The organism is Microbulbifer elongatus, assembly GCF_021165935.1.
In the GTDB taxonomy this organism is placed as follows: Bacteria; Pseudomonadota; Gammaproteobacteria; order Pseudomonadales; family Cellvibrionaceae; genus Microbulbifer; species Microbulbifer elongatus.
In genome coordinates this window covers 2,493,254-2,516,375 of sequence record NZ_CP088953.1, presented here as the reverse complement: position 1 = coordinate 2,516,375, position 23,122 = coordinate 2,493,254, and the positions used below count along the sequence as shown (strand labels likewise).

The window sequence follows — 23,122 nt, the reverse complement described above, 5'->3', positions numbered from 1 at the left end:
CATTTGCGCGGAAATATTTATCACTGCGAAATCATGGATCTTCCCTATTTTCTCGGCTGTCCCCAGTGGCAACACCCGGCCTGGCACACCCGCTTGCCCGCGGGCCCGGCGCCCCTCGAACGCTACAGTCAGGTGCTGAATTGTGTAGAAGGTAATACCACTTTCTACGCAACCCCGAGTCAGGCGCAATGTGTGCAGTGGCGACGCCAGGTTTCCGATAATTTTCGCTTTTTGCTCAAGTTTCCCCGCAGCATCAGCCACGACTACCTGCTGACCCCACCACAAAAATTGGTGACCGAATTTCTGGAGATCGTTTCTCCACTGAATGACGTGCTAGGCCCATTTCTGCTGCAGTTGCCTGCGGCATTTGGCCCACAGCAGTTGAGCAATCTGTGGCGGTTTATGGATGATCTCCCGCATCCACTTTCCTGCGCAGTGGAAGTCCGACACGCCGCATTCTTCCAAAAGGGTGACGCAGAGCGCGCCCTGAACCGGGGGTTGCGCGAGCGAGAGTGCGCACGTGTGTGCCTGGACAGCCGCGGCCTGTTTGCGGCAGAAGCGGAGAGCCCATCGATCGCAGATGCGCAGCGCAAGAAACCGAAGGTACCGGTGCACCTGCTACCGGTAAATGCACCGCCGGTGATTCGCTTTATCGGCCACCCGGAACTGGAAAGCAATCGGGAATACCTCGCTCCCTGGGTCGCTCGAGTGGCGAACTGGATCGAACAGGGAGTCCGGCCGTACGTTTTCATCCATATGCCGGATAACGGCGATGCCCTGAACCTGGTCACATTGTGGACCGAACTGCTACACGCGCGCCTGCCCCAGGCGCCGGTGATGACCTTTAACGAAAAACAGCCCCAACTGGGGCTGTTCTAGGGAACCTCCGCAAGGACCGCGGACGTCAGAAGGTATAGGTAATCGCGGCAAACCCCTTGAGAACATAGTCGTCACCGACAATCGGGCTGTCCGAGATATCATCCCCGAGATACTCGGCATTAATATCCAGCACCAGGCGCCAGTGCTCGGTAATCTCCAGCATCGCGCCAATACCCGCCTCCACCGTCACGGTGCTACCCACGTCGTAGGCTGGGCGCCCGGGCAGCGCGCCCCAGGTCGGCACGCCGAAATCGTAGTTGGCGAGGTCACTGCTCAGCCAGTTGACACCAAGCGACGGCGCCCAGTTGATATTGCCATTTTGAAACCCTCTCGACACCCGCAGTTCGGCGGTACCGCCGCCAAACCGATCGAGTACGTCGTGCTGATAGCGAAAATCCACATCGATACGGTTAGGACCGTCATACACCAGCCCAACGCCCGCCATCAGAGTACTGTCCCGGTCACCCAGCCCCAGTAAAACGGGACTGTCGCTCTCTTCATAAGCGCCGACCCGATAGGTGGCATTGACCGCGAAGCGGAAAGTATCGCTGCCCCACAGGCCATAGCGCAGACTTGGCCCCACCCACTGAAGGCGCTCACCAAAATAGGTAATAGCCGGAATCACCTGAGTCACCGTGGAGTCGGAACCGATGTACGGACTGCTGCGACCAATGACACCCAACCCGACACCCCACTGGCCGAATTCACCCAGTACTTCGTAGAGTTCAATATCGACGGTTTTTGTTTCGTTCTCGGCCAGCGAAAAACTTGCCCGCTGAAAACTGGGCGGCCCTTTCGGGCGGTAACCGTTGGATAAGCCAATGGGTTCTTTGGGGATACCGATAAAGGTGCGATCCAGAGCGCGATTCTGATTGCCATCCGCATAAACCAGCAGCGCCACCGCGCCGGGGCGCACATCGTCAATACGGTAAACACCGCTGCCATTGACCGGCAGTGGAATCTCCCGGGAGGGGCTGCGGAAGTCACCAAATGCGTCTGGGTTGTCGTACACCTGAAACACCAGAGTGCCCTCTGCCGGGGCATTGACCACCCGCACATCAAGGGCGGCCGCTGACAGCCGGTTCGAAGCCAGCAGCGTACACAAAATCAGGAATATCGCGGGTATTCCTCGGCGTGGTGTCGACATAAACAATTCCATTTTCCAGAGACGGTTCAGCGTATCTATTGGTTATGGTACGCAATTTCAGTCCCGTGGATCACCCCCAGGGTGAATTCTGGGCGCAGACGAAAACGGGCACTCTGTGAGTGCCCGTATCCCCGTGACTAGCGCCCAAGGTTCATCACCTTGTGCCACGCCCTGGCGAAGTCATCGACAAATTTCTGCTTGGCATCGTCGGTAGAATAAAATTCCGCCACAGCCCGCAGCTCGGCATTGGAGCCGAAGATCAGATCCACCGGCGTGGCAGACCATTTCACTTTGCCGGTTTTCCGATCCTTGCCTTCATACAGATTATTGCCGGATTTACTCCACTGCGTGGACATATCCACGAGGTTGACGAAGAAATCATTACTGAGCGTACCGGGTTTGTCCGTCAACACGCCGTTGGCGGATCTATCCGTATTGGTATTCATGGTGCGCATACCGCCGATCAGTACAGCCATCTCTGGAACACTCAAATCCAGCATGCTGGCCTTGTCCACCATGGCTTCCGCCGGAGACAGTGTATTGCCTTTTCCATAGTAATTGCGGAAGGCATCGGCTTTCGGCTCCAGCCAGCCAAACGACTCCACATCTGTCTGCTCTGCAGTGGCGTCATTGCGGCCCGGGTTAAACGGTACCTGAATGTTGTATCCAGCTTTCCTGGCGGCCTCTTCCACACCAGCATTGCCGGCGAGCACCACGGTATCCGCGAAAGAAATTTTCTTACCACCACTTAAGGAGTCATTGAAATCTTTCTGGATGGATTCCAGTTTGGCAAGCACCTTGGACAGTTCTGCAGGGTTGTTCACCGGCCAGTCTTTCTGAGGTGCCAGGCGGATACGTCCACCATTGGCCCCACCCCGGGCATCGGAGTCGCGATAGGACGCCGCGGCCGCCCAGGCGGTGCGCACCAGTTCCGGAACACTCAACCCCGAAGCGAGGATTTTTTTCTTCAGGTTGGCCGCATCGCTCTCGCTGATCAGCGTGTAATCCACCGCCGGGATCGGGTCCTGCCAGAGCAGATCTTCTTTGGGTACTTCCGGGCCGAGATAACGGGACTTGGGCCCCAGGTCCCGGTGCAACAGTTTGAACCAGGCTTTGGCAAAGGCTTTCTGCAACTGGTCCGGGTTTTCCAGGAAACGCTGGGAGATCTTCCGGTATTCCGGATCCATCTTCAGGGAAAGATCCGTGGTAAACATGATCGGTGCATGGCGCTTGGATTTGTCATGGGCGTCGGGTACCAGGTTGGCGGCCTGTCCGTCTTTGGGAATCCATTGAGTGGCGCCGGCAGGGCTCTTGGTTTTTACCCAGTCGAACTTGAACAGGTTTTCCAGATACTGGTTGCTCCACTGAATGGGGTTTACCGACCAGGCGCCCTCAAGTCCACTGGTAAAGGTGTCCGCGCCCTTGCCGGTACCGCATTTGTTTTTCCAGCCAAACCCCTGCTCCTCGATACCCGCTGCGGCAGGCTCTTTCCCTACGCAATCGTGTTTCACTGCGCCGTGGGCTTTACCAAAAGTGTGACCGCCAGCAATCAACGCCACGGTCTCCTCATCGTTCATGGCCATGCGACCGAAGGTCTCGCGGATATCCCTGGCGGCGGCGATGGGATCCGGATCGCCATTGGGGCCTTCCGGGTTGACGTAGATCAGTCCCATCTGTACGGCGGCGAGTGGTTTCTCCAGCTGGCGATCGCCCTTGTAGCGCTTGTCATCGAGCCATTTGGTTTCAGGGCCCCAGTAAACGAGATCTGCTTCCCAGTCGTCTTCGCGGCCGCCGGCAAAGCCATAGGTCTCAAAGCCCATAGACTCCATCGCCACATTGCCGGTCAGCGCCATCAGATCCGCCCAACTGATTTTATTGCCGTATTTCTGTTTGATTGGCAGCAGCAGACGACGGGCTTTGTCGAGGCTGACGTTGTCCGGCCAGCTATTCAGTGGCTCAAAGCGCTGTTGCGCACCACCAGCACCCCCGCGGCCGTCGACGACCCGATAGGTACCGGAGGCGTGCCACGACATACGGATCATCAACGGGCCATAGTGCCCATAATCTGCGGGCCACCAGTCCTGAGATGTGGTCAGCACCTTTTCAATGTCTTTTTTCAGCGCGTTGTAATCGAGACTGTTGAATGCCTTGGCGTAATCAAACTCCTCTCCCAGGGGATTGGAGGCCGGGTTATTGCGGCGCAATACAGATAGATCCAGCTCATCCGGCCACCAGAAGCTGTTGGGCTTGGGCTCTCCAGGTGGCGGCACCATGGTGTTGGCGTTTTCCTGGGCCTGCAGCCCCAGGCTGGCAGACAGTGTCGCCAGGGTCAGCACGAGGGCGGTACAAAGTGGGAATTGGGTTTTGATCATGACAGTGTCTCCTGCGAGCCGCTCGTCGGGTTATTCTGAATAATGCTGGTTTTGAATATAGGCACTGGCAACCTCAGTCTTCACACAACTCCAGCTATTCGACGCCAATCGAACGGCTCTCAGTGGAACTTTGCCGAAATACCGGGCTACCGATTAAGCCCGCAAATCAGCGTCATTGCTTTTCCTTATCTGTTTATCTATACCGCCGTCGCCAATTCTCTCGGGCAGGATTACTACACTAGCCAGATACGTTTAATGATTTCGCCTCCATGCGGCTAATCCGATTCCTGCCCATTACCCTCTTCGTCGCACTGTCCCCGCTGTGGGCACAGCCGACAGGTGACGAGAAGGCATCCGAGACCGCCGCCATCACGGTAGAGGCGGTAGTCGCGCGGGCGCAGCCACTGATCGAGGAGGTGCCGGTCACCGGCACCATCAATCCCTTGCGGCAGTCCCTGCTGTCCGCGGAGGTGGCGGGTATGATTCAGACAATTCACGCGGATATTGGCGACCGGGTAGAGCAAGGGGCGTTGCTGGTTACCCTCGACCCGGAGCTCAGCCGCCTCGACCGTGACGCAGCCCTTGCGGAAGTCGCGCGGGTGCGGGAAACCTTGGCAGACAGCCGGCGACGTCTGGCGGAATTACAGCGGCTGGTGGGCGACAACCACGTGGCGGAAACAGAAGTGGAAAGCCTCAGTTCCGAAGTGCGCGAACGCAGTGCCCAATTGCAGGCAGCCCAGGTAGAGAGTGAGCGCCTGGGTGCCCTGCTCCGCCGACACCAGATTGCCGCCCCCTTCAACGGCACCGTGAGTCTGCGGGAGGTGGACGTAGGGGAATGGGTCGAACCGGGCACTGCCCTGTTTGAACTGGTGGATACGCAAACACTCCGCGCCGACTTCCAGGTCCCGCAGCGCTACTATTCCCGTATCCGGCCCGACACCGGCCTACGCCTGACCCTCGACAACGGCGAGACACTGAGCGCCCGGGTGGAGCATCGCATTCCGGTGAGCCGCAGTGGCAGCCGCACCTTTCTACTACGCACCACCGTCCAACAGCAGCGCGCGGGCAACCCCCCTTCGATTATCCCGGGCATGTCCGCGTCCGCGGTATTGCACCTGAAGCAAGATCGCGAGGGGATCGCGGTGCCGCGGGATGCCGTCCTGCGCTACCCCGACGGCCGTATCACCCTATGGGTGGCCGCCCGCGACAGCCGCTGGGGAGCTGTCACCACCGTAACCGAGCAGCAGGTCTCAACCGGACTCAGCTTCAACGGCATGATCGAAATCACCGAGGGAATCAATGCAGGCCAGCCCGTCATCGTGCGCGGCAATGAGAGCCTGCAACCCCGGCAGCGCGTGATATTGAAACGGGCAGGAACACCGAAGACCGCAGGCAGTCACTGATGTTCGAGCAGATCATCAAAAACGGTATTCTGGTAACCGTATCCGTGTTGATCATCGCCATCCTCGGCCTGGTCGCGGCATTTCGTATCCCCGTGCAGATGATCCCCGACCTGGAAGTGCGCACCATCTCCATCCGCACCAGCTGGCCCGGCGCCACACCACAGGATATCGAAAAGGAAATCCTGATCGAGCAAGAGGAATACCTGCGCAACATTCCCTATCTCCAGGAACTGCAATCCACCGCGGATCTCGGCTCTGCGGAGATCGAGCTGGAATTTCCATTTGGGGTGGATATTCTGGAAACCCAGATCCGGGTCAACAACGCCCTCACCCAGGTGCCTTCCTACCCGGAAAATGTGGACGAGCCCCGGGTTTATGCCACGTCTTTTTCCTCCAATGCCTTTATGTATTTTCGTGTGTCCCCCCTACCCGGCAATCCGCATGGGCTGGATATGGATATGCTGCGTGATTTCGTCGAAGACAATGTGCGACCGCGTATGTCGGGGGTGGCGGGTGTGGCTCAGGTGGATGTGGGTGGCGGTGCCGAGCGACAGATCCAGATCCGCCTGAAACCGGAACGGCTGGCCGAGCGCAATCTGACCCTTGCGCAGGTGCGCGCGGTGATCAATGCGCGCAATCGCGATATCTCCGGGGGCGAAGTCGAAAGTGGAAAGCGCCGCTACCTGCTGCGAACCCTGGGGCGCTTCAAGGATCTGGAAGAGCTTCGCGCGCTGATACTGCGGCGGGACGGTGACGGTATCGTGTATCTGGAAGACGTCGCCGAGATCACCCTGGACCACTTCAAGATCCGCAGCAGTGCTTTCGTCAATGGTCAGTCGGTGATTTTTCTCTCCGTGCGCCGGGAAAGCGGCTCCAATGTCATTGATATCAAGCGCGCCATGCTCCGAGAGGTGGCACAGATCAATCGGGAGTTACTGGAACCCCAGGGTATGCATCTGTCCCTCACCGCGGACGATGTGGGCTATGTAGAGTCCTCCGTATTCAATGTATGGAAAAACCTGGCTCTCGGCGCGGCACTGGCCACCGCCATCATGTACGCCTTCCTGCGCTCCCTGCGGGCAACCGCACTCGGCGTGGTCGGTATTCCCATCTGTACCATTGCCGCCTTTATCGGCCTGCTGATCGCCGGGCGCACCATCAACGTGATCTCCCTCGCCGGCGTGGCCTTCTCCATCGGCATGACACTGGACAATAGTATTGTGGTGCTGGAAAGCATTGAGCTCGAACGCCGACGGGGATTGGACCGGTTACAGTCGGCCATCAGCGGCGTAAAAAAAGTCTGGCCGGCGGTGCTGGCATCCACACTGACCACGGTAATGGTATTTTTGCCGGTGGTATTTATCGCAGAAGAAGCGGGGCAACTGTACTCTGACATTGCCATCGCCATTTCCGCGTCCATTCTCGTTTCCATGCTGGTGGCCATCACGGTCATCCCCACCGCCAGCGCGCGCCTGAGATTTGACGGCACCACCGCCGATCATCTGACCCACAGCCGGGTGCGCCGAGGCGTGGTTCGCCGCATCCACTGGCTGCTCGCCGCGCCCGCGCGCCGTCTGTACTGTATCGGAGTGACCGTTACCGCAAGCCTTGCCATTGTCCTGTTGCTGACGCCCCCGGCGGAATATCTGCCCGAGGGCGAGGAGGCAAAAACCTTTGCCAGCATGAATGCCCCGCCCGGCTACAACCTCGCCACCATGAAAGAGATCGCGCTGGAGCTGCAGGCATTCTTTCTGCCCTATCTGGACCCGGCACCGGAGGCATTCGATCGCGGCGACGCCGCAGTGCCACCGATGAAGTTCTTTATCATCAGCGTATCCCCGCAGAGCCTGCGTATCATTGCGGAAACCAAGGATCCACGGCACATCGACGAGCTGATGACGATCATCGTCAAACAATACGAGCAGTACCCCGGCATGCGCGCCTTCGCCACCCGAGGCTCCATCATCAGCAGTAACGATGGCGGCACCCGCAGCGTGAACCTGGATATTTCCGGGGCCAATCTCGCCGATCTCTACCAGGTTGCCCGCACCGCCTACAGCCGCGCGCAGCAGATTTTCGACAACCCCAATATCCAGACCCGCCCCGCCAGCCTGTCTCTGGCCCAGCCACTGCTGGAAGTAAAGCCCCGCTGGGCCCGTGCCGCAGAAGTGGGCATGAGCGCGGAAGACATTGGCTTCGCGGTGGCAGCCCTGACCGACGGCGCTTTCGTCAACGAATTTTTCATGGACGACGACAAGGTGGATATCTATCTGTACAACCGGCAGGGGCCGGAAGCGACGGTGGAGACGCTGGAACAGATTTTTGTGTACACCCCCACCGGCGCAGTGTTGCCGCTGTCCGAGCTGGCGCGGATTCAGGAAACCGTGGACACGGCCACGGTGCGACGAATCGATGGCCGCCGTACCGTCACGCTGAATATCATCCCGCCCCGTTCAGTGGCTCTGGAAACCGGCGTGGAAGCCGTGCGCACAGAGCTGGTCCAGTACCTGCGGGATAACGGCCAGGTGCCCCTCGGCGTGTCGATGAATATCTCCGGCGCTGCAGATCAGCTGGACGCAACCCGCGCCTCTCTGGGGAGTAACTATGTGGTGGCCCTGGCCATTATCTATCTGCTGATGGTGGCGATCTTTTCCCACTGGGGGTATCCACTGCTGATCATGACCACCATTCCACTGGGTATTGCCGGTGGCATTGCCGGGCTGGCTCTGCTCAACCTCGCCGGAACCCTGCTGCGCAGCGTGGGATTTGAGGGGGTTCACCAGCCGTTCGATATGATCTCCATGCTGGGTTTTCTGATTTTGATGGGTACCGTGGTCAACAACCCGATCCTGATCGTGCACCGCGCCATCGCCAACGTGAAGGAAGACGGTATGAGCGCCGTAGAAGCGGTGCAGGAAGCAGTGGATTCCCGCCTGCGCCCCATCGCCATATCCACCCTGACCACCATCTTTGGACTTGCGCCACTGGTCTTTCTACCGGGTGCCGGTACCGAACTCTACCGAGGAGTGGGCGTGATTGTAATGGCGGGTATCATTGGAGCCACGCTGGTGACACTGACAATGCTGCCGTCCCTGACGGCATTTGTACTGGAGTGGCACCAGCGCCACACACATGCACCGGACGAGGCGTAGCCTTTCCCTATGACAGACAGGATTCGAAATCTCAGTCAGCTGGTAGAGCAGCTGGAGGCGCTGACCGAGTGCAGTGGCAAGATTACCCTGGATAAGGTGCTCGACGCCCTGGGCGACCGGTCCTTTGCACCGGTGATCCTCCTCGCCGGCCTGATCCTGTTCTCCCCGCTGTCCGGCATTCCCGGCGTACCTACCCTGATGGGTATCCTGCTGCTGTTGATCAGTACCCAGATGCTGATGCTGCGCCATCACTTGTGGCTGCCACAGTGGCTGCTCAGCCGCACCATTCCCAAAAAGCCCCTGGTGCGTGGTCTGGACTGGATCGAAAAACCGGCGGAGCACCTGGACCGGTTGTTACGTCCACGGCTTGGCATCATGGTGTATCGCGCCGGCAGCCTCGCTACGGCGGGTATCTGCTGCATCATCGCGCTGCTGCTACCGGTGATGGAAATCATCCCCTTCTCCGCCTCCCTGGCGGGTCTTGCGCTGATTACCTTCGGCCTGGCACTGGTCGCCCGCGACGGTGCCCTGGAGCTGCTGGCGTTTGCACTCACCGGCAGTGCCCTGGCGTTGATCCCCCATTACTTCTTTTGACGATCAGGCTATCAAAACCAATACACAGATAGCGCAGGGCAATCACACCCATTAAAATCAATAATTTTTATCAGAAGCAGCGATCCAATAGTATTTCCCCCGTACCCGATAACCCACGCCCGAAACAGATACCTGAAACAACGGGCAAACATTCTCTCAGGAGATAAGGAAATACCATGGCTAACTACATCAACAGCGAAATCAAACCGTTCAACGCCAAGGCTTACCAGTCTGGTGACTTCTTCGATGTGTCTGACGCGGACCTGAAAGGCAAGTGGTCTGTGGTCTTCTTCTACCCGGCGGACTTCACCTTCGTGTGCCCCACCGAGCTGGGCGACCTGGCGGACAACTACGCCGAATTCCAGAAGCTGGGCGTTGAGATCTACTCCGTCTCCACCGACACCCACTTCACCCACAAAGCGTGGCACGACACTTCCGACACCATCGGCAAGATTCAATTCCCGATGATCGGCGACCCCACCGGCACCATCACCCGCAACTTCGGTGTGATGATCGAGGAAGAAGGCATCGCAGACCGCGGTACCTTCGTGATCGACCCGGAAGGCCGTATTCAGATCGTTGAGATCAACGCCGGCGGTATTGGCCGCGACGCCCAGGACCTGCTGCGCAAGATCAAAGCCGCCCAGTACGTCGCCGCCCATCCGGGTGAAGTCTGCCCGGCCAAGTGGAAAGAAGGTGAAGAAACTCTGGCACCGTCTCTGGATCTTGTTGGCAAGATCTAACCATCCACAGCGGGCTTCGGCCCGCAACAATTCAGAGCTCTGAATAGAGTTCAGTGGCGCCGCCGCTACCGGGTGCTCTCTTGTGAGACACGCCGTGAACCCATCCCTGGGGGCTCTTCCGCGAGGTCCCTCTCGCGGAAGGTCTCACAAGAGAGCACCCGGCATCGGCGCCTTCACCACAACCTCTGATAAATACCCGAATTTCAGGACACACCGATGTTGGACGCAAACGTAAAGAAACAATTGGACACCTATCTGCAGAATATCGTCACTCCGATCCAGATCAGTGTGTCCGCCGACAGCAGCCCCAAGGCTGTTGAACTGAACAACCTCGCCAGCGAAATCGCCGGCCTCTCCAGCCAAATTGAGCTGCAACAGGAGAGCCGCAAGCGCACCCCGAGCATGGCCATCGCGCCCGCCGGAGAAGCCCCGCGCGTCAGTTTCGCCGGCATCCCCATGGGACACGAATTCACCTCCCTGGTGCTCGCCCTCCTGCAGGCCGGCGGCCACCCGTCCAAAGCGGATCCGGAACTGCTGGAGCAGATTCGCAATATCCAAGGTGAATTCCACTTTGAAACCTATATTTCACTGTCTTGCCAGAATTGCCCGGACGTGGTCCAGGCACTGAACCTGATGGCAAACCTGAACCCGAACATCACTCACGAAATGATCGACGGTGCCCTGTTCCAGGACGAAGTGGACGAGCGCCAGATCATGGCGGTGCCCGCGGTCTACCTGAACGGTGAACACTTCGGCCAGGGCCGCATGGGCCTGGAAGAAATCGTGGCAAAGATCGACACCGGTGCCGAGGCCCGCAAAGCGGAAGAGTTGAACAGGCGCGAGCCCTACGACGTACTGGTGCTCGGTGGCGGCCCCGCCGGTGCCGCAGCGGCGATCTATGCCGCGCGCAAAGGCATTCGCACCGCTCTGGTGGCGGAGCGCTTCGGTGGCCAGGTCATGGATACCGTGGGTATCGAAAACTTTATTTCCGTGCCCTACACCGAAGGCCCGAAGCTGGCCGCCAGCCTCGAGCAGCACGTGAAAGAGTACGGTGTGGACATCATTACCGGGCAGCGGGCGGCCGACCTTCAACGAAAACAGTTGATCGAGCTGCAAATGGAGAGCGGCGCTACCCTGGCCAGTAAGTCCGTGGTGCTGGCCACCGGTGCCCGCTGGCGCGAGCTGGGAGTCCCTGGTGAAGCGGAATACAAAACCCGTGGCGTGGCTTACTGTCCGCACTGTGACGGCCCCTTCTTCAAGGGCAAGCACGTGGCGGTGATCGGCGGCGGCAACTCCGGTATCGAAGCGGCCATTGATCTCGCCGGTATCGTCAAGCAGGTCACGGTGCTGGAATTTGCCGACACCTTGCGCGCTGACGAGGTACTGGTACGCAAGGCGCGCTCCATGCCGAATGTGGACATCATCACCAACGCCCAGACCACCGAAGTGCTCGGCGACGGCAGCAAGGTCAACGGCCTGCAATACACCGACCGCGTCAGCGGTGAGCGCAGGAAGCTGGAACTGGCGGGAGTATTTGTGCAGATCGGCCTGGTACCCAACACCGAGTTTCTGAAGGGCAGCGGCGTGGAAATGAACCGAGTTGGTGAAATTGTGATCGACAGCCGCGGTGCCACGTCCGTACCCGGTGTGTTCGCCGCGGGGGACGCTACCACCGTGCCCTACAAACAGATTGTGATCTCCATGGGTGCCGGCGCTACCGCCGCCCTGGGCGCCTTTGATCACCTGATCCGCCATTCGGTACCGGATGAAAATGCCGCGACAGCGAATGCGTCGCTGTCACTGGCGAGCTGAGTGGCGCCACACCTGCCTCGGCGCGATATCGCAACACCGGGCGCTGGCCTCCCAGCGGCGCCCGGCCTCTCCCCGATGGGAACCCCTCCCATCCCCCACTGGGAACCATCCTCAACCTTTAGCCGGCCCTAGCCGGCTTTTTTTCTTTGCAGTTTTTACTACTATTCGCTGACTTTCACTGGCCAGTAACCACAGTGACTGATAATGTTTCTCACCTGAAACCGATTGGTCGATTCTGGTCGACACAGTCTGTGTATGGATTAAACCCCGGTCTCACTACCGAGTCTGAAACAGGAGAATCACCATGACTTTAAAGTCCATTGCCCTGGCATCCCTACTTGCTCTGCCCGTTTCCGCGTTCGCTGACTGGCAGCTGGCCGGTGATGACTCCAGTGTCAATTTCGTATCCGTCAAAAAAAGCACCATTGCCGAGACCCACTTTTTCAAGAGCGTGAGCGGTGCCATTTCCGACGAGGGTAAGGCGGAAGTGACCATCGACCTGGCCAGCGTGGAGACCAACATCCCGATCCGCAACGAGCGGATGCAGAAAATGCTCTTCGAGACGGCGAAATTCGCCGAGGCGACAGTTTCCACCAGTGTGGATGCCGCGAAACTGAAGGCCCTGAAGCCCGGTCAGACCATGTCGGTGAACGCGGATGTTACTGTCGCGATCCACGGCGAGTCCAAAACCCACAAGGCCAAGCTTCATGTTACCGGTCTGGAAGGCGGCAGCCTGCTGGTCACCACCAAGGCGCCCATTCTGCTCAATGCCGGTGATTACAAGCTGCTCGAAGGTATCGAGAAGCTGCGCGAAGTGGCTGGCCTGGATAGCATCAGCCCGATGGTGCCGGTGACTACCAGTCTGGTGTTTGAGCAGAAATAGTAAGTTCATCGCCATAAATTAAGTTTTGTGGCGGTGACTCTGCCGGTACAGGCTTGCAATACACGCCGTGAACCCATCCATGGGGGCTCTTCCGCGAGGTCCCTCTCGCGGAAGGTCTTGCAAGCCTGTACCGGCAGAGCCACCTTCAAGCCCACATAATCACATTACCCACCATCGCAATAGCAGTTTCCCTACTGCGATCCCCAACCAAAATCCGCTAGAATTCCCGCCTGAACGTTCCCATCAGGTAGACCCCCATGGCATCACTCCAGGATCAACTGCTCAAGGCAGGTCTGGTAGACGGCAAGAAAGCCAAGCAAATCAGCAAAGAAAAGCGCAAACAGAACAAAGTGGCCAAGAAATCTGGCGAAGGTCAGGTGGACGAGGCCAAACTGGCAGCGGAGCAGGCCCGTGCAGCCAAGGTGGCCAAAGACCGGGAACTGAATGCCCAGCGTGAGGCGGCCGCTCAGGAGAAGGCGATCCAGGCCCAGGTCAAACAGCTGATCGAGCGCAACAAGCAGCCCAAGGGCGCCAACGGTAAAGACGATATTGCCTACCACTTTACCTTCGACAAGAAAGTCAAAAAAATCTATGTCTCCGCCGCGGTGCAGGACCACCTGATCGCAGGCCGGCTACTGATCGTCGGTGAGGGCGAACAGTTCGAGCTGGTGCCCAAGGTCGTGGCCGAAAAGATTGCCGAGCGCAATCCCGCCATGGTGGTGCAGCCACCGGAAAACAGCAGTGCAGCACCGGACGAAGACGACCCCTATGCGGGCTATGAAATCCCCGATGACCTGATGTGGTAAGCGGACGCTCAGTGAGATGACAGACAGCGATCCAGTTATCGCCCAGGTCGAGCAGTGGCTGAATGAGGTCGTGGTGGGGCTGAACCTGTGCCCCTTTGCCCGCAAGCCGCTGCGCGCCGGGCAGATCCGTTACGTGGTGAGCGACGCCGCCGCGGAAAAGTGCACGGAAATTTTGCTGGAGGAGTTACTGCAGGAATTTCAGGTACTGGACCGCTGCACGGAAGAAGAGGTGGAAACCACCCTGCTGATCCTGCCCACCCAGCTGCAGGACTTTCACGATTACAACTTTTTCCTCGACGATGCCGAGTGGCTGCTCAAGCGGCAGGGTTATGAGGGCATCTACCAGATCGCCAGTTTTCACCCCCACTACCAGTTTGCCGACACACAACCGGACGATGCGGAGAACCTTACCAACCGCGCCCCCTACCCTATTTTGCATATTCTGCGGGAAGCGAGCCTGGAACGCGGACTGAAAAATTATCCGGATCCGGAGTCTATTCCCCACAACAATATCCTGCGGGTAGAGTCGCTCACGGATGCGGAAAGGAAGCGACTGTTCCCCTATCTGTTCTCCCACTGAGCGGGCGGACCGCTACCCAGAGTTTCACTCAATGTCGTAAAGGCCTGATACTGGGTAAAGAATATCTCCCCTGACAAGCGCTGTACAAAACCACTCCTCGACAACGCATCCATCACGGGCCCTTTGACCTCGGACAGGTGAAAGTAGATTCCAGCGGCCCGCAGTCGCGCGTTGATGGATTCGAGAGTTTCCAGAGCGCTCCAGTCGATTTCGTTGACCGCACTGCACACCAGAATGACGTGTCTCACTTCCGGTGTCCCGGCGATGTCGGCGTACATCCGGTCTTCCAGAAACGCCGCATTGGAAAACATCAGGCTTTCATCCATGCGGATGCTCAGGATCTGCGGCAGGGTGTGCACCTGATGCCGCTGGATATTGCGAAAATGCTCGGTACCTTCAACCAGTCCCACTTCCGCAATATGCGGCCTGGAGGTGCGGTACAGGAACAGCACGATCGAGGCCAGCACACCACAGGACACCCCCGCCTCTACCCCAAACAGCAGGGTCACCACAATGGTGGTCAATACCGCGACGAAATCCCTGGGGGCATAGTGCCAGGTCTTTTTCAGAATGGAGAAATCCACCAGGGATAACACGGCGACAATAATGGTCGCCGCCAGAGTTGCCTTGGGTAGGTAATAAAGAAACGGGGTAAGAAACATGGCCGCAAGCGCTATCCCGAAAGCAGTGAATACACTCGCCATCTGGGTTTCTGCACCGGCATCGAAGTTGACCACCGAACGGGAGAATCCCCCGGTGACCGGAAAACCGCCGGAGAAGCCCGAAGCCAAGTTCGCCGCCCCCAGACCGATCAATTCCCGGTTCATATCGATTTTCTGCCGGCGTCTGACCGCCAGGGTTTTTCCAACCGAAATCGACTCCACATAGCCGATAATGGAAATCATGATGGCGGGCATCAGCAGCTGCTGGATCAACTCCAACGTGAAACTGGGCCATACCAGCTGTGGCAGGCCACTGGGGATTGCCCCCACCAGTTTCACTCCCTTCCCTTCAAGATCCCAACCGCTGGCGATCAGTATGGTTGCGATCACGCCAATGATCGGCGCGGCTTTTACCAACATTGCCGCGGTATTCTCCGACAGCGAAAAGTACTGTAGAAACCGCGCTGCCGCACCGCGCGACCAGATCAGGAATATGATTACCGCCGCGCCCAGTAAGAGCGAATATGGATTGATGCTCTCTGCACCGGCGAGCATCGACAGAAGCAGCTCCGGCAGGCTGTCTCCCTGGGCAGTGACACCCGTCAGATGCTTGAGCTGACTGAACGCTATCAGGATTCCCGAGGCGGTGATAAACCCGGAAATGACCGGGTGAGAAAGGAAGTTGGCGAGAAAACCGAGACGCAGCACCCCCAGCAGTAATAGGAACAGGCCCGACAATAGCGCCAGTAGCGTCGCCGCCAGCAGATAATCCGCCGTGTTCTGCGCGGCCACCTGACTCAGGGCTGTGGCACTCATCAGCGAGGCCACCGCCACAGGCCCTACAGACAGAGTGCGGCTGCTGCCGAACAGCGCATAAACCATCAGCGGCGCAATACTAGCGTAAAGCCCCACTTCGGCCGGAACACCAGCCAGTAGGGCGTAGGCAAGGGATTGCGGAATCAGCATGATGGTGACGACAACCGCCGCCAACAGATCCCGCTGCAGGGTGCCCAGAGAATATTCGCGCAGCCACTGCGTAGCCGGAACAGTGTGGTTCAGGAAAGGTACCACACCAGCTCCGCACTGCGATCAAATACCTGATTCACCGGCTCGCTCCTCAATACCTGCTTTCGCATCCTTGATTTTTCAATGACTGCCGGACCCGATCAGTAGGTCACCAGCACTCCGCTGATATCGAACCCCGCCTTCTGCGCCGCCTGCTGCAACTGCGGTTTCTCTGCTCCATTCAGGCAGCTGGCCGCTGCCCAGAGATTGCAGGAGCGGTTACCGGTACGGCAGAACGCATGCACTTTTTTGCCGCTGCGCAATAGCTCGGCAAAGGCTTCACTGTGCTGGGGCTGCATCTGCCCTCGGGAAAACGGGATGGCGACAAATGTCATGCCGGCATCAGAGACCGCGTTTTCGAGCTCGGCGAAACTGGGATTATCTTCCGCCTCGTTTTCCGGCCGATTGCATACGACCACTTCCACCCCCTGCTCGGCCAACGCGGCAAACTCCGCGAGGGCGGGCTCTGCGGAAATGCTTACCTGAGAGTCCAGTGTCTTGCGCTCCATATGCGTATCCTCAATTAATGCGATCGATGGCTGCGATGTAAGATGAATATCTGTAAACAGACGAAACCCGCGCGTTACAACCTGTCGACGGGCACTTTCAGGTACACGGTGCCGTTGTCTTCTGCCGGTGGCATCTGGCCCGCGCGAATGTTGACCTGGATAGAGGGCAGAATCAGTCGTGGCATGCCCAAAGTGGCATCGCGGGCACTGCGCATTTTTACAAACTCCTCCTCTGTCACCCCCTGGTGCAGATGAATATTCTCGCGCTTTTGCGCCCCCACGGTGGTTTCACATTCGTGCCCGCGGACCCCATTGGGGGGATAGTCGTGGCACATGAACATGCGGGTCTCCTCCGGAAGTGACAGCAGCTTCTGGACCGACTGATACAGAGTACGGGCATCGCCACCAGGGAAATCGCAGCGTGCGCTGCCCACGTCCGGCAGAAACAGGGTATCGCCTACAAACAGCGCATCGCCAATCAACCATGCCATGTCCGCCGGGGTGTGCCCGGGAACATAGATGACCCGGGCTTCCAGATCACCGATTTTGAAGATATCGCCGTCATGGAACAGGTGATCGAACTGGGAGCCGTCTACCAGGAAGGTTTTTTCCAGATTGAACACCTCACGGAAGATACCCTGCACCTGGCGAATCTGATCGCCGATGGCGATCTTGCCCCCCAGCTGCTCGCGAATGAACGGCGCCGCAGACAGGTGGTCGGCGTGGGCATGGGTCTCCAGGATCCATTCCACGGTCAGATCCTTGTCGCGCACGAACTCAACCATTCTCTGGGCGCCGTCGGTGCTGGTACGCCCGGATGCCTGGTCAAAGTCAAGAACCGCATCAATGACCGCGGCACTGCCACCGGCCCGGTCATAGACCACATAGCTCCATGTCTCGGTGTCATCATCGAGAAACGGTTGCACGAGTGGACAGGGATCTGCGGTAACCATGTCAGCGCCTCATAGACCATCCAGGAATATATCAATAACCAGGAGAAATATATATTCCAACAATATACTTTTCAATATATTATTTTTTTCGTAACAGTTTACCGTGGCTGCCCGGCACCTCATACGGCGTGCACTTAGCCGCACCCCAGCCTGAATCACCAAGCGGAACACCAAGAATGCCGGAACCAAGTGACCTACAGCTCGACAGAATGCGTGCCGCCGCAGGGGAAGCTTCGCAACTCCTGCGCTCGCTGGGCAATCAGGATCGTCTGCTCTTGCTCTGCCAGCTGTGTGAAGAGGAACTGAGCGTTGGAGAGCTGGAGGAACGACTGGATATCCGCCAACCGAGCCTGTCTCAGCAGCTGGGTGTATTGCGTCGGGAGGGTCTGGTCGCCACACGCAAGCAAGGCAAGCGGGTGTACTACCGGGTGGCTGACCAGAAGGTACTGACCCTGTTACAAACTTTGTATCAACTGTACTGCGCGGAGTAACTCGCCACCATGACCATCGACTGGAATGCATTTACCCCCATATCCGCCCTCGCCGGCGGGGTGCTGATCGGGCTGGCCAGCGCCTGGTTGATCCTCGCAAACGGCCGTATCGCTGGAATTTCCGGGATTCTCGGCGGACTTGTAAACCGCGAGCGCGGGCCTCAAGAGCGACGCAATCACGGCTGGCAGCTCGCCTTTATCCTCGGCCTTCTCGCAGGCCCCGGGGTCTGGGCACTGTTTTATGTATTACCCCCCATTGAAATCAATGCCAGCTACCCGGTGCTGGTTGCGGCCGGCCTGCTGGTGGGGCTCGGCACCCGCTATGCAGCCGGATGTACCAGCGGCCACGGTGTTTGCGGATTGTCGCGACTGTCGCCCAGGTCGCTGGCTGCCACCTTGACGTTTATGTGCGGCGGCTTCGCCACTGTTTTTATCGCGCGCCACCTGCTGGGAGCCTGACGCCATGAATAGAGTAACGGTATCCGCATTTGCTTCCGGGCTGATCTTCAGTGTCGGCTTGCTGCTTTCAGGAATGGCCAACCCGGAAAAGGTACTCGGGTTTCTCGACCTGTTCGGTGCCTGGGACCCTTCCCTGGCGCTGGTAATGGGGGGCGCCATTGCGGTCGGCCTGCCCGTGTTTACACTGGCCAGAAAGCGCGAGCGCGCACTGCTCGGAGGGGAGATACACCTGCCCACCAAACGCTCCCTCGACAGGCGCCTGGTTCTCGGCAGCCTGGCTTTCGGAGTTGGCTGGGGACTTGCCGGTTTCTGCCCGGGACCAGGCATTGTCGCTACCGGCGCACTGCAGCCGGGTGCGGCGGTATTTGTGCTCGCCATGCTGGCCGGGATGTTCTTCTTTCGCATTCTGGAGCAGCGCACCCACTGAGCGTAGATGGCACTGGCCTCTTCCAGATGGCAGGGGCTATGCTGATGGAATTCATGCGCCCTCCGGAGCAAGACTGCACAACCCATGCGGGCAAACCGACTGATACCCTTCTGGCTGCGAAACTATCGCCGCCAGTGGCTCCTTTCTGATCTGACCGCGGCACTGGTGTCGGGTATGCTGCTGGTCCCTCAGGGGCTGGCCTATGCGTTGCTGGCCGGGCTGCCGCCCCATGTGGGGCTCTACGCCAGCCTGGTCCCACTGATTGCCTATGCTGCCTTTGGCAGCAGTAGCGCCATGTCCGTTGGTCCCGCCGCCGTCCTCTCGCTGATGACAGTTTCCGCACTCAGTCCTCTCGCCGCCGTCGGCAGCCCCGAATATATCGGCGCTGCAGTGGTACTCACCCTGTTGAGCGGCCTATTTCTGTTCGCCATGGGACTGTTCAAACTGGGGGCCCTGTCCAACCTGCTGAGCCACCCGGTGATCAACGGGTTTGTGTCCGGTGCTGCGGCGCTGATTATCGTAGGCCAACTACCTGCGTTGCTCGGGGTCGAAGCGGATGGGGAAACGGCCTCGGTCAAACTGCTGCATGTACTGGAACACCTGCCACAGGCCCACCTGCCCACCATGGTATTTGGCGTTGCCACCGCCGCCATCCTGATATTCAGCCGCATCTGGCTACCCATGCTGCTGTTTCGCCTCGGTGCGCCCAAACAACTGGCACGGCTGGGCGCCCGGCTGATGCCCATGTTGCTGGTGCTCTGCGCCATCGGCCTGGTGCACTGGCTCGCCCTCAGTGATGAACTGGACATTGTCGGTGACATCCCCGCCGGGTTACCCGAGATCGTGATCCCCGACTGGAATGGGCACCTGGTCTTTCAGCTATTGCTACCCGCGCTGATCATCGCCCTGCTCACCTTTGTGGAAAGTCTTTCCATCGCCCAGGCGCTGGCCGCCCGGCGCGGAGAGCGCCTCAATGCCGACGGGGAGCTTCTCGGTCTGGGTGCCGCCAATATCACCAGCGGGCTGTCTGGAGGCCTGCCGGTCGCAGGCAGCTTTTCCCGCACCGCGGTCAATGCCGAGGCCGGCGCTGTCTCCCCCCTGGCCGGCGTGCTGGCGGCGCTGCTGATGATTCCAGTGCTGCTGTACCTGACCAGGCTATTCAGCGTTCTGCCACTGACGGTTCTGGCTGCGATCATTATTGTGGCCGCCGCCAGCCTGTTCGATTTCCGCGGCTTTATTCATAACTGGCGCTACGATCGCACCGATGGCATTGCCATGCTGTGCACGTTTATCGGAGTGCTGCTTTTCGGGGTGGAAGTCGGCATCGCGCTGGGCATTGGCCTCTCCTTCGCCACTCTGATCTGGCGCAGCAGCCGGCCGCATATTGCGGTGGTCGGGCGCGTCCCGGGCACAGAACATTTCCGCAATGTGTTGCGCCACGACGTGGAAACCCAGGAGGAAATTCTATTTCTGCGCATTGATGAGAGCCTCTTCTTCAGCAATATCAGCGCCGTGGAGGACCGCCTCCTGAGCGAACTGAAACGCCACCCGGCGACCCGCGAGCTGGTGCTGATTCTGTCATCGGTGAGCCGCATCGATGGCACCGCACTAGAGCGCCTGCACCAGATCAACAAGGACCTGAGAAACCGCAATATCCGCCTGCACCTTTCCGAGGTAAAAGGGCCGGTGCTCGATCGCTTGAGCCGCTCAAAACTGCTGGAAAAACTGACCGGCCGCATCTTCCTGTCGTCGTATATTGCCGAACTGGCGCTGCGGCACGGCGATGAAGGAGAGCCCATACCAGAGGAGCCGGCATAAAGACTTGTACCCGCCACCCGGATACTGGCAATATATCCAGTACTCTTTTTTGGCGGTACTCGAATCCATGTCAGGCAACCCAGCACAGCTCACGGAAGAGCAACAGGCCATTGCCAACCATCCCGGCGGCCACGCAAAGATTATCGCGGTGGCCGGCTCCGGAAAAACCACGGCGCTCCTGCACTACATTCAGAACCGGTTGAACGCGGGAACTGACCCCCGCCGGATTCTGGTGGTGATGTACAACCGCAGCGCCCGGGAAGACTTCAGTAGCCGCCTGCAGGCACTCTGTGGCCAGAACAGTCCGGTGGTAAACACTTTTCATAGCCTCGGCTATCGCCTGTACCAGCGCATGATCGCCCGAGGGCAGCTGCCGCAGGCCAACCTCTCTCCTCTGCCCCAGTCGCTGGTGCAACTGCAGATATGGAAAGCCATCGAAGCCTGCGCCCCCCCGGCGGAACTGGAAGATATCCGCGCGCGCAAACAATCTGAGACAGAGGCGGCGGAATTCTTTATTGATTTCACCAAAACCACACTGGACGGCGACCTCAGCGCTTTCGACCGTCTCCGACTGGGGGATGAGTACCGGTACTTTCTGAAGGTGTTCCGCCACTTTGAGGACTGGCGTCGCGAGCAGCAGGCAGTGACCTACGCGGACCTGCTGTACGATCCCGCCATGCAACTGAAACTCAACCCGGAAATGGCCGAAACTTACGGCAGTTTTTACCAGGAACTGCTGGTCGATGAATACCAGGACATCAACGAAGTCCAACACCTCCTGCTGCGGGTCTTCTACGGTAAATCCGGTAACGTCATTGCCATCGGCGATCCGGATCAGACCATTTACGAATGGCGAGGCTCGCGACCGGAATTTCTACTGCGTCTGTTCGATGGGGACTTCCCGCCGTCCAATGTATATCGTCTGAGCCGTACCTTCCGCTATGGACACACACTGTCACTGGCAGCCAACCACTTTATTCAGAATAACCGCGAGCGCGCAGATATTTTCTGCGTTTCCGGCAACCCCGAGGCCACAACCCGCATTCAGCAGGTCAGTGCCGCCAATGAAGGGAAGTGGCTGGTGGAGCACATTCGCCGCTGTCGCAAGGAAGGCGTCGACCTAGGGAGTATCGCGGTACTGGTCAGACTCTGGTCCCTCGCGGCACCGCTGGAACTGGCCCTGCTGGCCAACAATATTCCCTACCGCTCCGGCAGTCGCAACACCGTACTCTCACGTCGGGAGTTACGACCACTGTTCTGGAGCCTGAATATCGCTGCCGGCCGGTTTCGCGACCTGCCCGTGACACGCCGCGCCAGGGGACTCTATGAGTGGCTTACGGCTCCACATGTACGCATCGCCCGCGCGGTTCTGGAACCTCTCTGCGAGAGGCTTGCCCGACTGGAGAAAGACTGGGGTAAAACGCTGCTCACCCTGATGCCGGAGTCCCTGAGCCAGCCCCAGAGTAAACGGCTGCGACAACGGGCAGAACTGCTGCAACAGGTGGAACACTGGCGCGGTACGGCCGGGGAGCTGGTGCGACGGCAACTGGGCGAACTGGATTTTCTGAGCGGCATTGCCGAAGATGCATTCAATCGGCAACAGGCAGAAGAAAAACAGCAGACCATACTGGCCTTTATCCAGTACCTCGACCAATTGCGCCTGACGCCACAGGAAGCGCTGTCTCACCTGCAACAACTGCAAGAGCAGCATCAGAACGAGAGCGCCCAGGAAAACGTAGACGCGGCCACACTCACCGACGGCGCAGAAGTACCGAACGAAAAACGCGCTCGCATTCAGATCACGACCATGCACCAGGCCAAGGGGCTGGAGTGGGATCAGGTCATTATTCCCGGGCTTACCACCCACAATATGCCATACCAGCCGCAGCGGGATTTTTCCACCCCAGCCTCTGTCGAGAGCGAACGCCGCCTGATGTACGTAGCCATGACCCGTGCACGCAAACACCTGTTCCTGCTCACACCACCACCGCCAACAGAGAGCAATAACAAAGCCCCGGGCCATCCTGCGGAGACCGAACAGAAACCCTCACTGTTTCTGGATGAAATGCATTTGCCGCTGAGTGATTTACTGGCGAGCGCCTTGCAGGAGCGACCGGAAAACATCGACACCAAAGTGCCGATTACGCGGCTGGCACTGCGCTATCTGGCAGCGTGCGATTACAACCCGGACATCAATGCACCGCAGGCGACGGTGAAGAAACCTGCGGTGGGAGATGGGATACAGCACCAGAAGCTGGGCTACGGGCGAGTCATAAAGTGGGAGGACGCGCGGGTGGAGATCCTGTTTAGTGATCGCCAGACCCGCCGCTTTGACTGGGACAAGCTGTCACAACACTTGTGCTGACT

Annotated in this window: 19 protein-coding genes; 14 read left to right on the top strand and 5 right to left on the bottom strand. The window is 58.8% G+C overall.

The window, feature by feature from the left end; translation table 11 throughout:
* The first annotated feature begins 33 nt into the window (after positions 1 to 33).
* A complete protein-coding gene (locus LRR79_RS10260; RefSeq protein ID WP_231757121.1) occupies positions 34 to 879 on the top strand; it encodes a DUF72 domain-containing protein in 846 nt (281 codons plus the stop codon).
* A gap of 25 nt (positions 880 to 904) precedes the next feature.
* On the opposite strand, the gene LRR79_RS10255 is transcribed toward LRR79_RS10260, so the two are convergent.
* Together LRR79_RS10255 and katG are read right to left on the bottom strand one after the other, a co-directional pair.
* On the bottom strand, positions 905 to 2,026 hold the full coding sequence (locus LRR79_RS10255; protein ID WP_231757120.1) for a MipA/OmpV family protein: 1,122 nt from the start codon (positions 2,024 to 2,026) through the stop codon (positions 905 to 907).
* A gap of 137 nt (positions 2,027 to 2,163) precedes the next feature.
* The gene (gene katG, locus LRR79_RS10250; protein ID WP_269455069.1) at positions 2,164 to 4,398 is read right to left on the bottom strand and encodes a catalase/peroxidase HPI; all 2,235 of its coding nucleotides are present in this window, start codon (positions 4,396 to 4,398) and stop codon (positions 2,164 to 2,166) included.
* 269 nt (positions 4,399 to 4,667) lie between these two features.
* Between katG and LRR79_RS10245 the strand changes: the two genes are divergently transcribed.
* The 8 genes from LRR79_RS10245 (at position 4,668) to LRR79_RS10210 (ending at position 14,371) form a co-directional block, all read left to right on the top strand.
* Positions 4,668 to 5,801, top strand: a complete 1,134-nt coding sequence (locus LRR79_RS10245; RefSeq protein ID WP_231757119.1) for an efflux RND transporter periplasmic adaptor subunit — start codon at positions 4,668 to 4,670, stop codon at positions 5,799 to 5,801.
* Positions 5,801 to 8,953 (top strand): efflux RND transporter permease subunit, encoded by a 3,153-nt coding sequence (locus LRR79_RS10240; protein WP_231757118.1) that lies wholly within the window; start codon positions 5,801 to 5,803, stop codon positions 8,951 to 8,953. Before LRR79_RS10245 ends, LRR79_RS10240 begins: the two co-directional genes overlap by 1 nt.
* Before the next feature lie 9 nt (positions 8,954 to 8,962).
* Entirely contained in the window at positions 8,963 to 9,547 is a 585-nt protein-coding gene (locus tag LRR79_RS10235; protein ID WP_231757117.1) for an exopolysaccharide biosynthesis protein, read from the top strand.
* A gap of 176 nt (positions 9,548 to 9,723) precedes the next feature.
* Positions 9,724 to 10,290, top strand: a complete 567-nt coding sequence (ahpC, locus tag LRR79_RS10230) for an alkyl hydroperoxide reductase subunit C (protein WP_231757116.1) — start codon at positions 9,724 to 9,726, stop codon at positions 10,288 to 10,290.
* Between the two features lie 216 nt (positions 10,291 to 10,506).
* A complete protein-coding gene (ahpF, locus tag LRR79_RS10225; RefSeq protein ID WP_231757115.1) occupies positions 10,507 to 12,102 on the top strand; it encodes an alkyl hydroperoxide reductase subunit F in 1,596 nt (531 codons plus the stop codon).
* 304 nt (positions 12,103 to 12,406) lie between these two features.
* Positions 12,407 to 12,985, top strand: coding sequence for a YceI family protein (locus tag LRR79_RS10220; protein WP_231757114.1), 579 nt, complete (start codon positions 12,407 to 12,409; stop codon positions 12,983 to 12,985).
* Between the two features lie 257 nt (positions 12,986 to 13,242).
* Positions 13,243 to 13,791: a DUF2058 domain-containing protein gene (locus LRR79_RS10215; RefSeq protein WP_231757113.1), complete on the top strand. Its 549-nt coding sequence runs from the start codon at positions 13,243 to 13,245 to the stop codon at positions 13,789 to 13,791.
* 16 nt (positions 13,792 to 13,807) lie between these two features.
* Positions 13,808 to 14,371: a DUF1415 domain-containing protein gene (locus LRR79_RS10210; RefSeq protein ID WP_231757112.1), complete on the top strand. Its 564-nt coding sequence runs from the start codon at positions 13,808 to 13,810 to the stop codon at positions 14,369 to 14,371.
* Here the strand turns inward: LRR79_RS10210 and LRR79_RS10205 are convergent.
* The 3 genes from LRR79_RS10205 to LRR79_RS10195 form a co-directional block, all read right to left on the bottom strand.
* The gene (locus LRR79_RS10205) at positions 14,353 to 16,104 is read right to left on the bottom strand and encodes a SulP family inorganic anion transporter (protein ID WP_231757111.1); all 1,752 of its coding nucleotides are present in this window, start codon (positions 16,102 to 16,104) and stop codon (positions 14,353 to 14,355) included. The genes LRR79_RS10210 and LRR79_RS10205 overlap by 19 nt on opposite strands.
* Positions 16,105 to 16,199: 95 nt before the next feature.
* Positions 16,200 to 16,607: a TIGR01244 family sulfur transferase gene (locus LRR79_RS10200; protein ID WP_231757110.1), complete on the bottom strand. Its 408-nt coding sequence runs from the start codon at positions 16,605 to 16,607 to the stop codon at positions 16,200 to 16,202.
* A gap of 74 nt (positions 16,608 to 16,681) precedes the next feature.
* Positions 16,682 to 17,560, bottom strand: a complete 879-nt coding sequence (locus LRR79_RS10195; protein ID WP_231757109.1) for an MBL fold metallo-hydrolase — start codon at positions 17,558 to 17,560, stop codon at positions 16,682 to 16,684.
* Positions 17,561 to 17,736: 176 nt separating this feature from the next.
* On the opposite strand from LRR79_RS10195, the gene LRR79_RS10190 reads away from it, so the two are divergent.
* From LRR79_RS10190 to LRR79_RS10170, 5 genes are all read left to right on the top strand, one after another.
* On the top strand, positions 17,737 to 18,051 hold the full coding sequence (locus LRR79_RS10190; RefSeq protein ID WP_231757108.1) for an ArsR/SmtB family transcription factor: 315 nt from the start codon (positions 17,737 to 17,739) through the stop codon (positions 18,049 to 18,051).
* A gap of 9 nt (positions 18,052 to 18,060) precedes the next feature.
* Positions 18,061 to 18,510 (top strand): YeeE/YedE family protein, encoded by a 450-nt coding sequence (locus LRR79_RS10185; protein WP_231757107.1) that lies wholly within the window; start codon positions 18,061 to 18,063, stop codon positions 18,508 to 18,510.
* Between the two features lie 4 nt (positions 18,511 to 18,514).
* Positions 18,515 to 18,937, top strand: a complete 423-nt coding sequence (locus LRR79_RS10180) for a YeeE/YedE family protein (RefSeq protein ID WP_231757106.1) — start codon at positions 18,515 to 18,517, stop codon at positions 18,935 to 18,937.
* 84 nt (positions 18,938 to 19,021) lie between these two features.
* Positions 19,022 to 20,755: a SulP family inorganic anion transporter gene (locus LRR79_RS10175; protein WP_231757105.1), complete on the top strand. Its 1,734-nt coding sequence runs from the start codon at positions 19,022 to 19,024 to the stop codon at positions 20,753 to 20,755.
* A gap of 67 nt (positions 20,756 to 20,822) precedes the next feature.
* Positions 20,823 to 23,120, top strand: coding sequence for an ATP-dependent helicase (locus tag LRR79_RS10170; RefSeq protein WP_231757104.1), 2,298 nt, complete (start codon positions 20,823 to 20,825; stop codon positions 23,118 to 23,120).
* Positions 23,121 to 23,122: the final 2 nt, after the last annotated feature.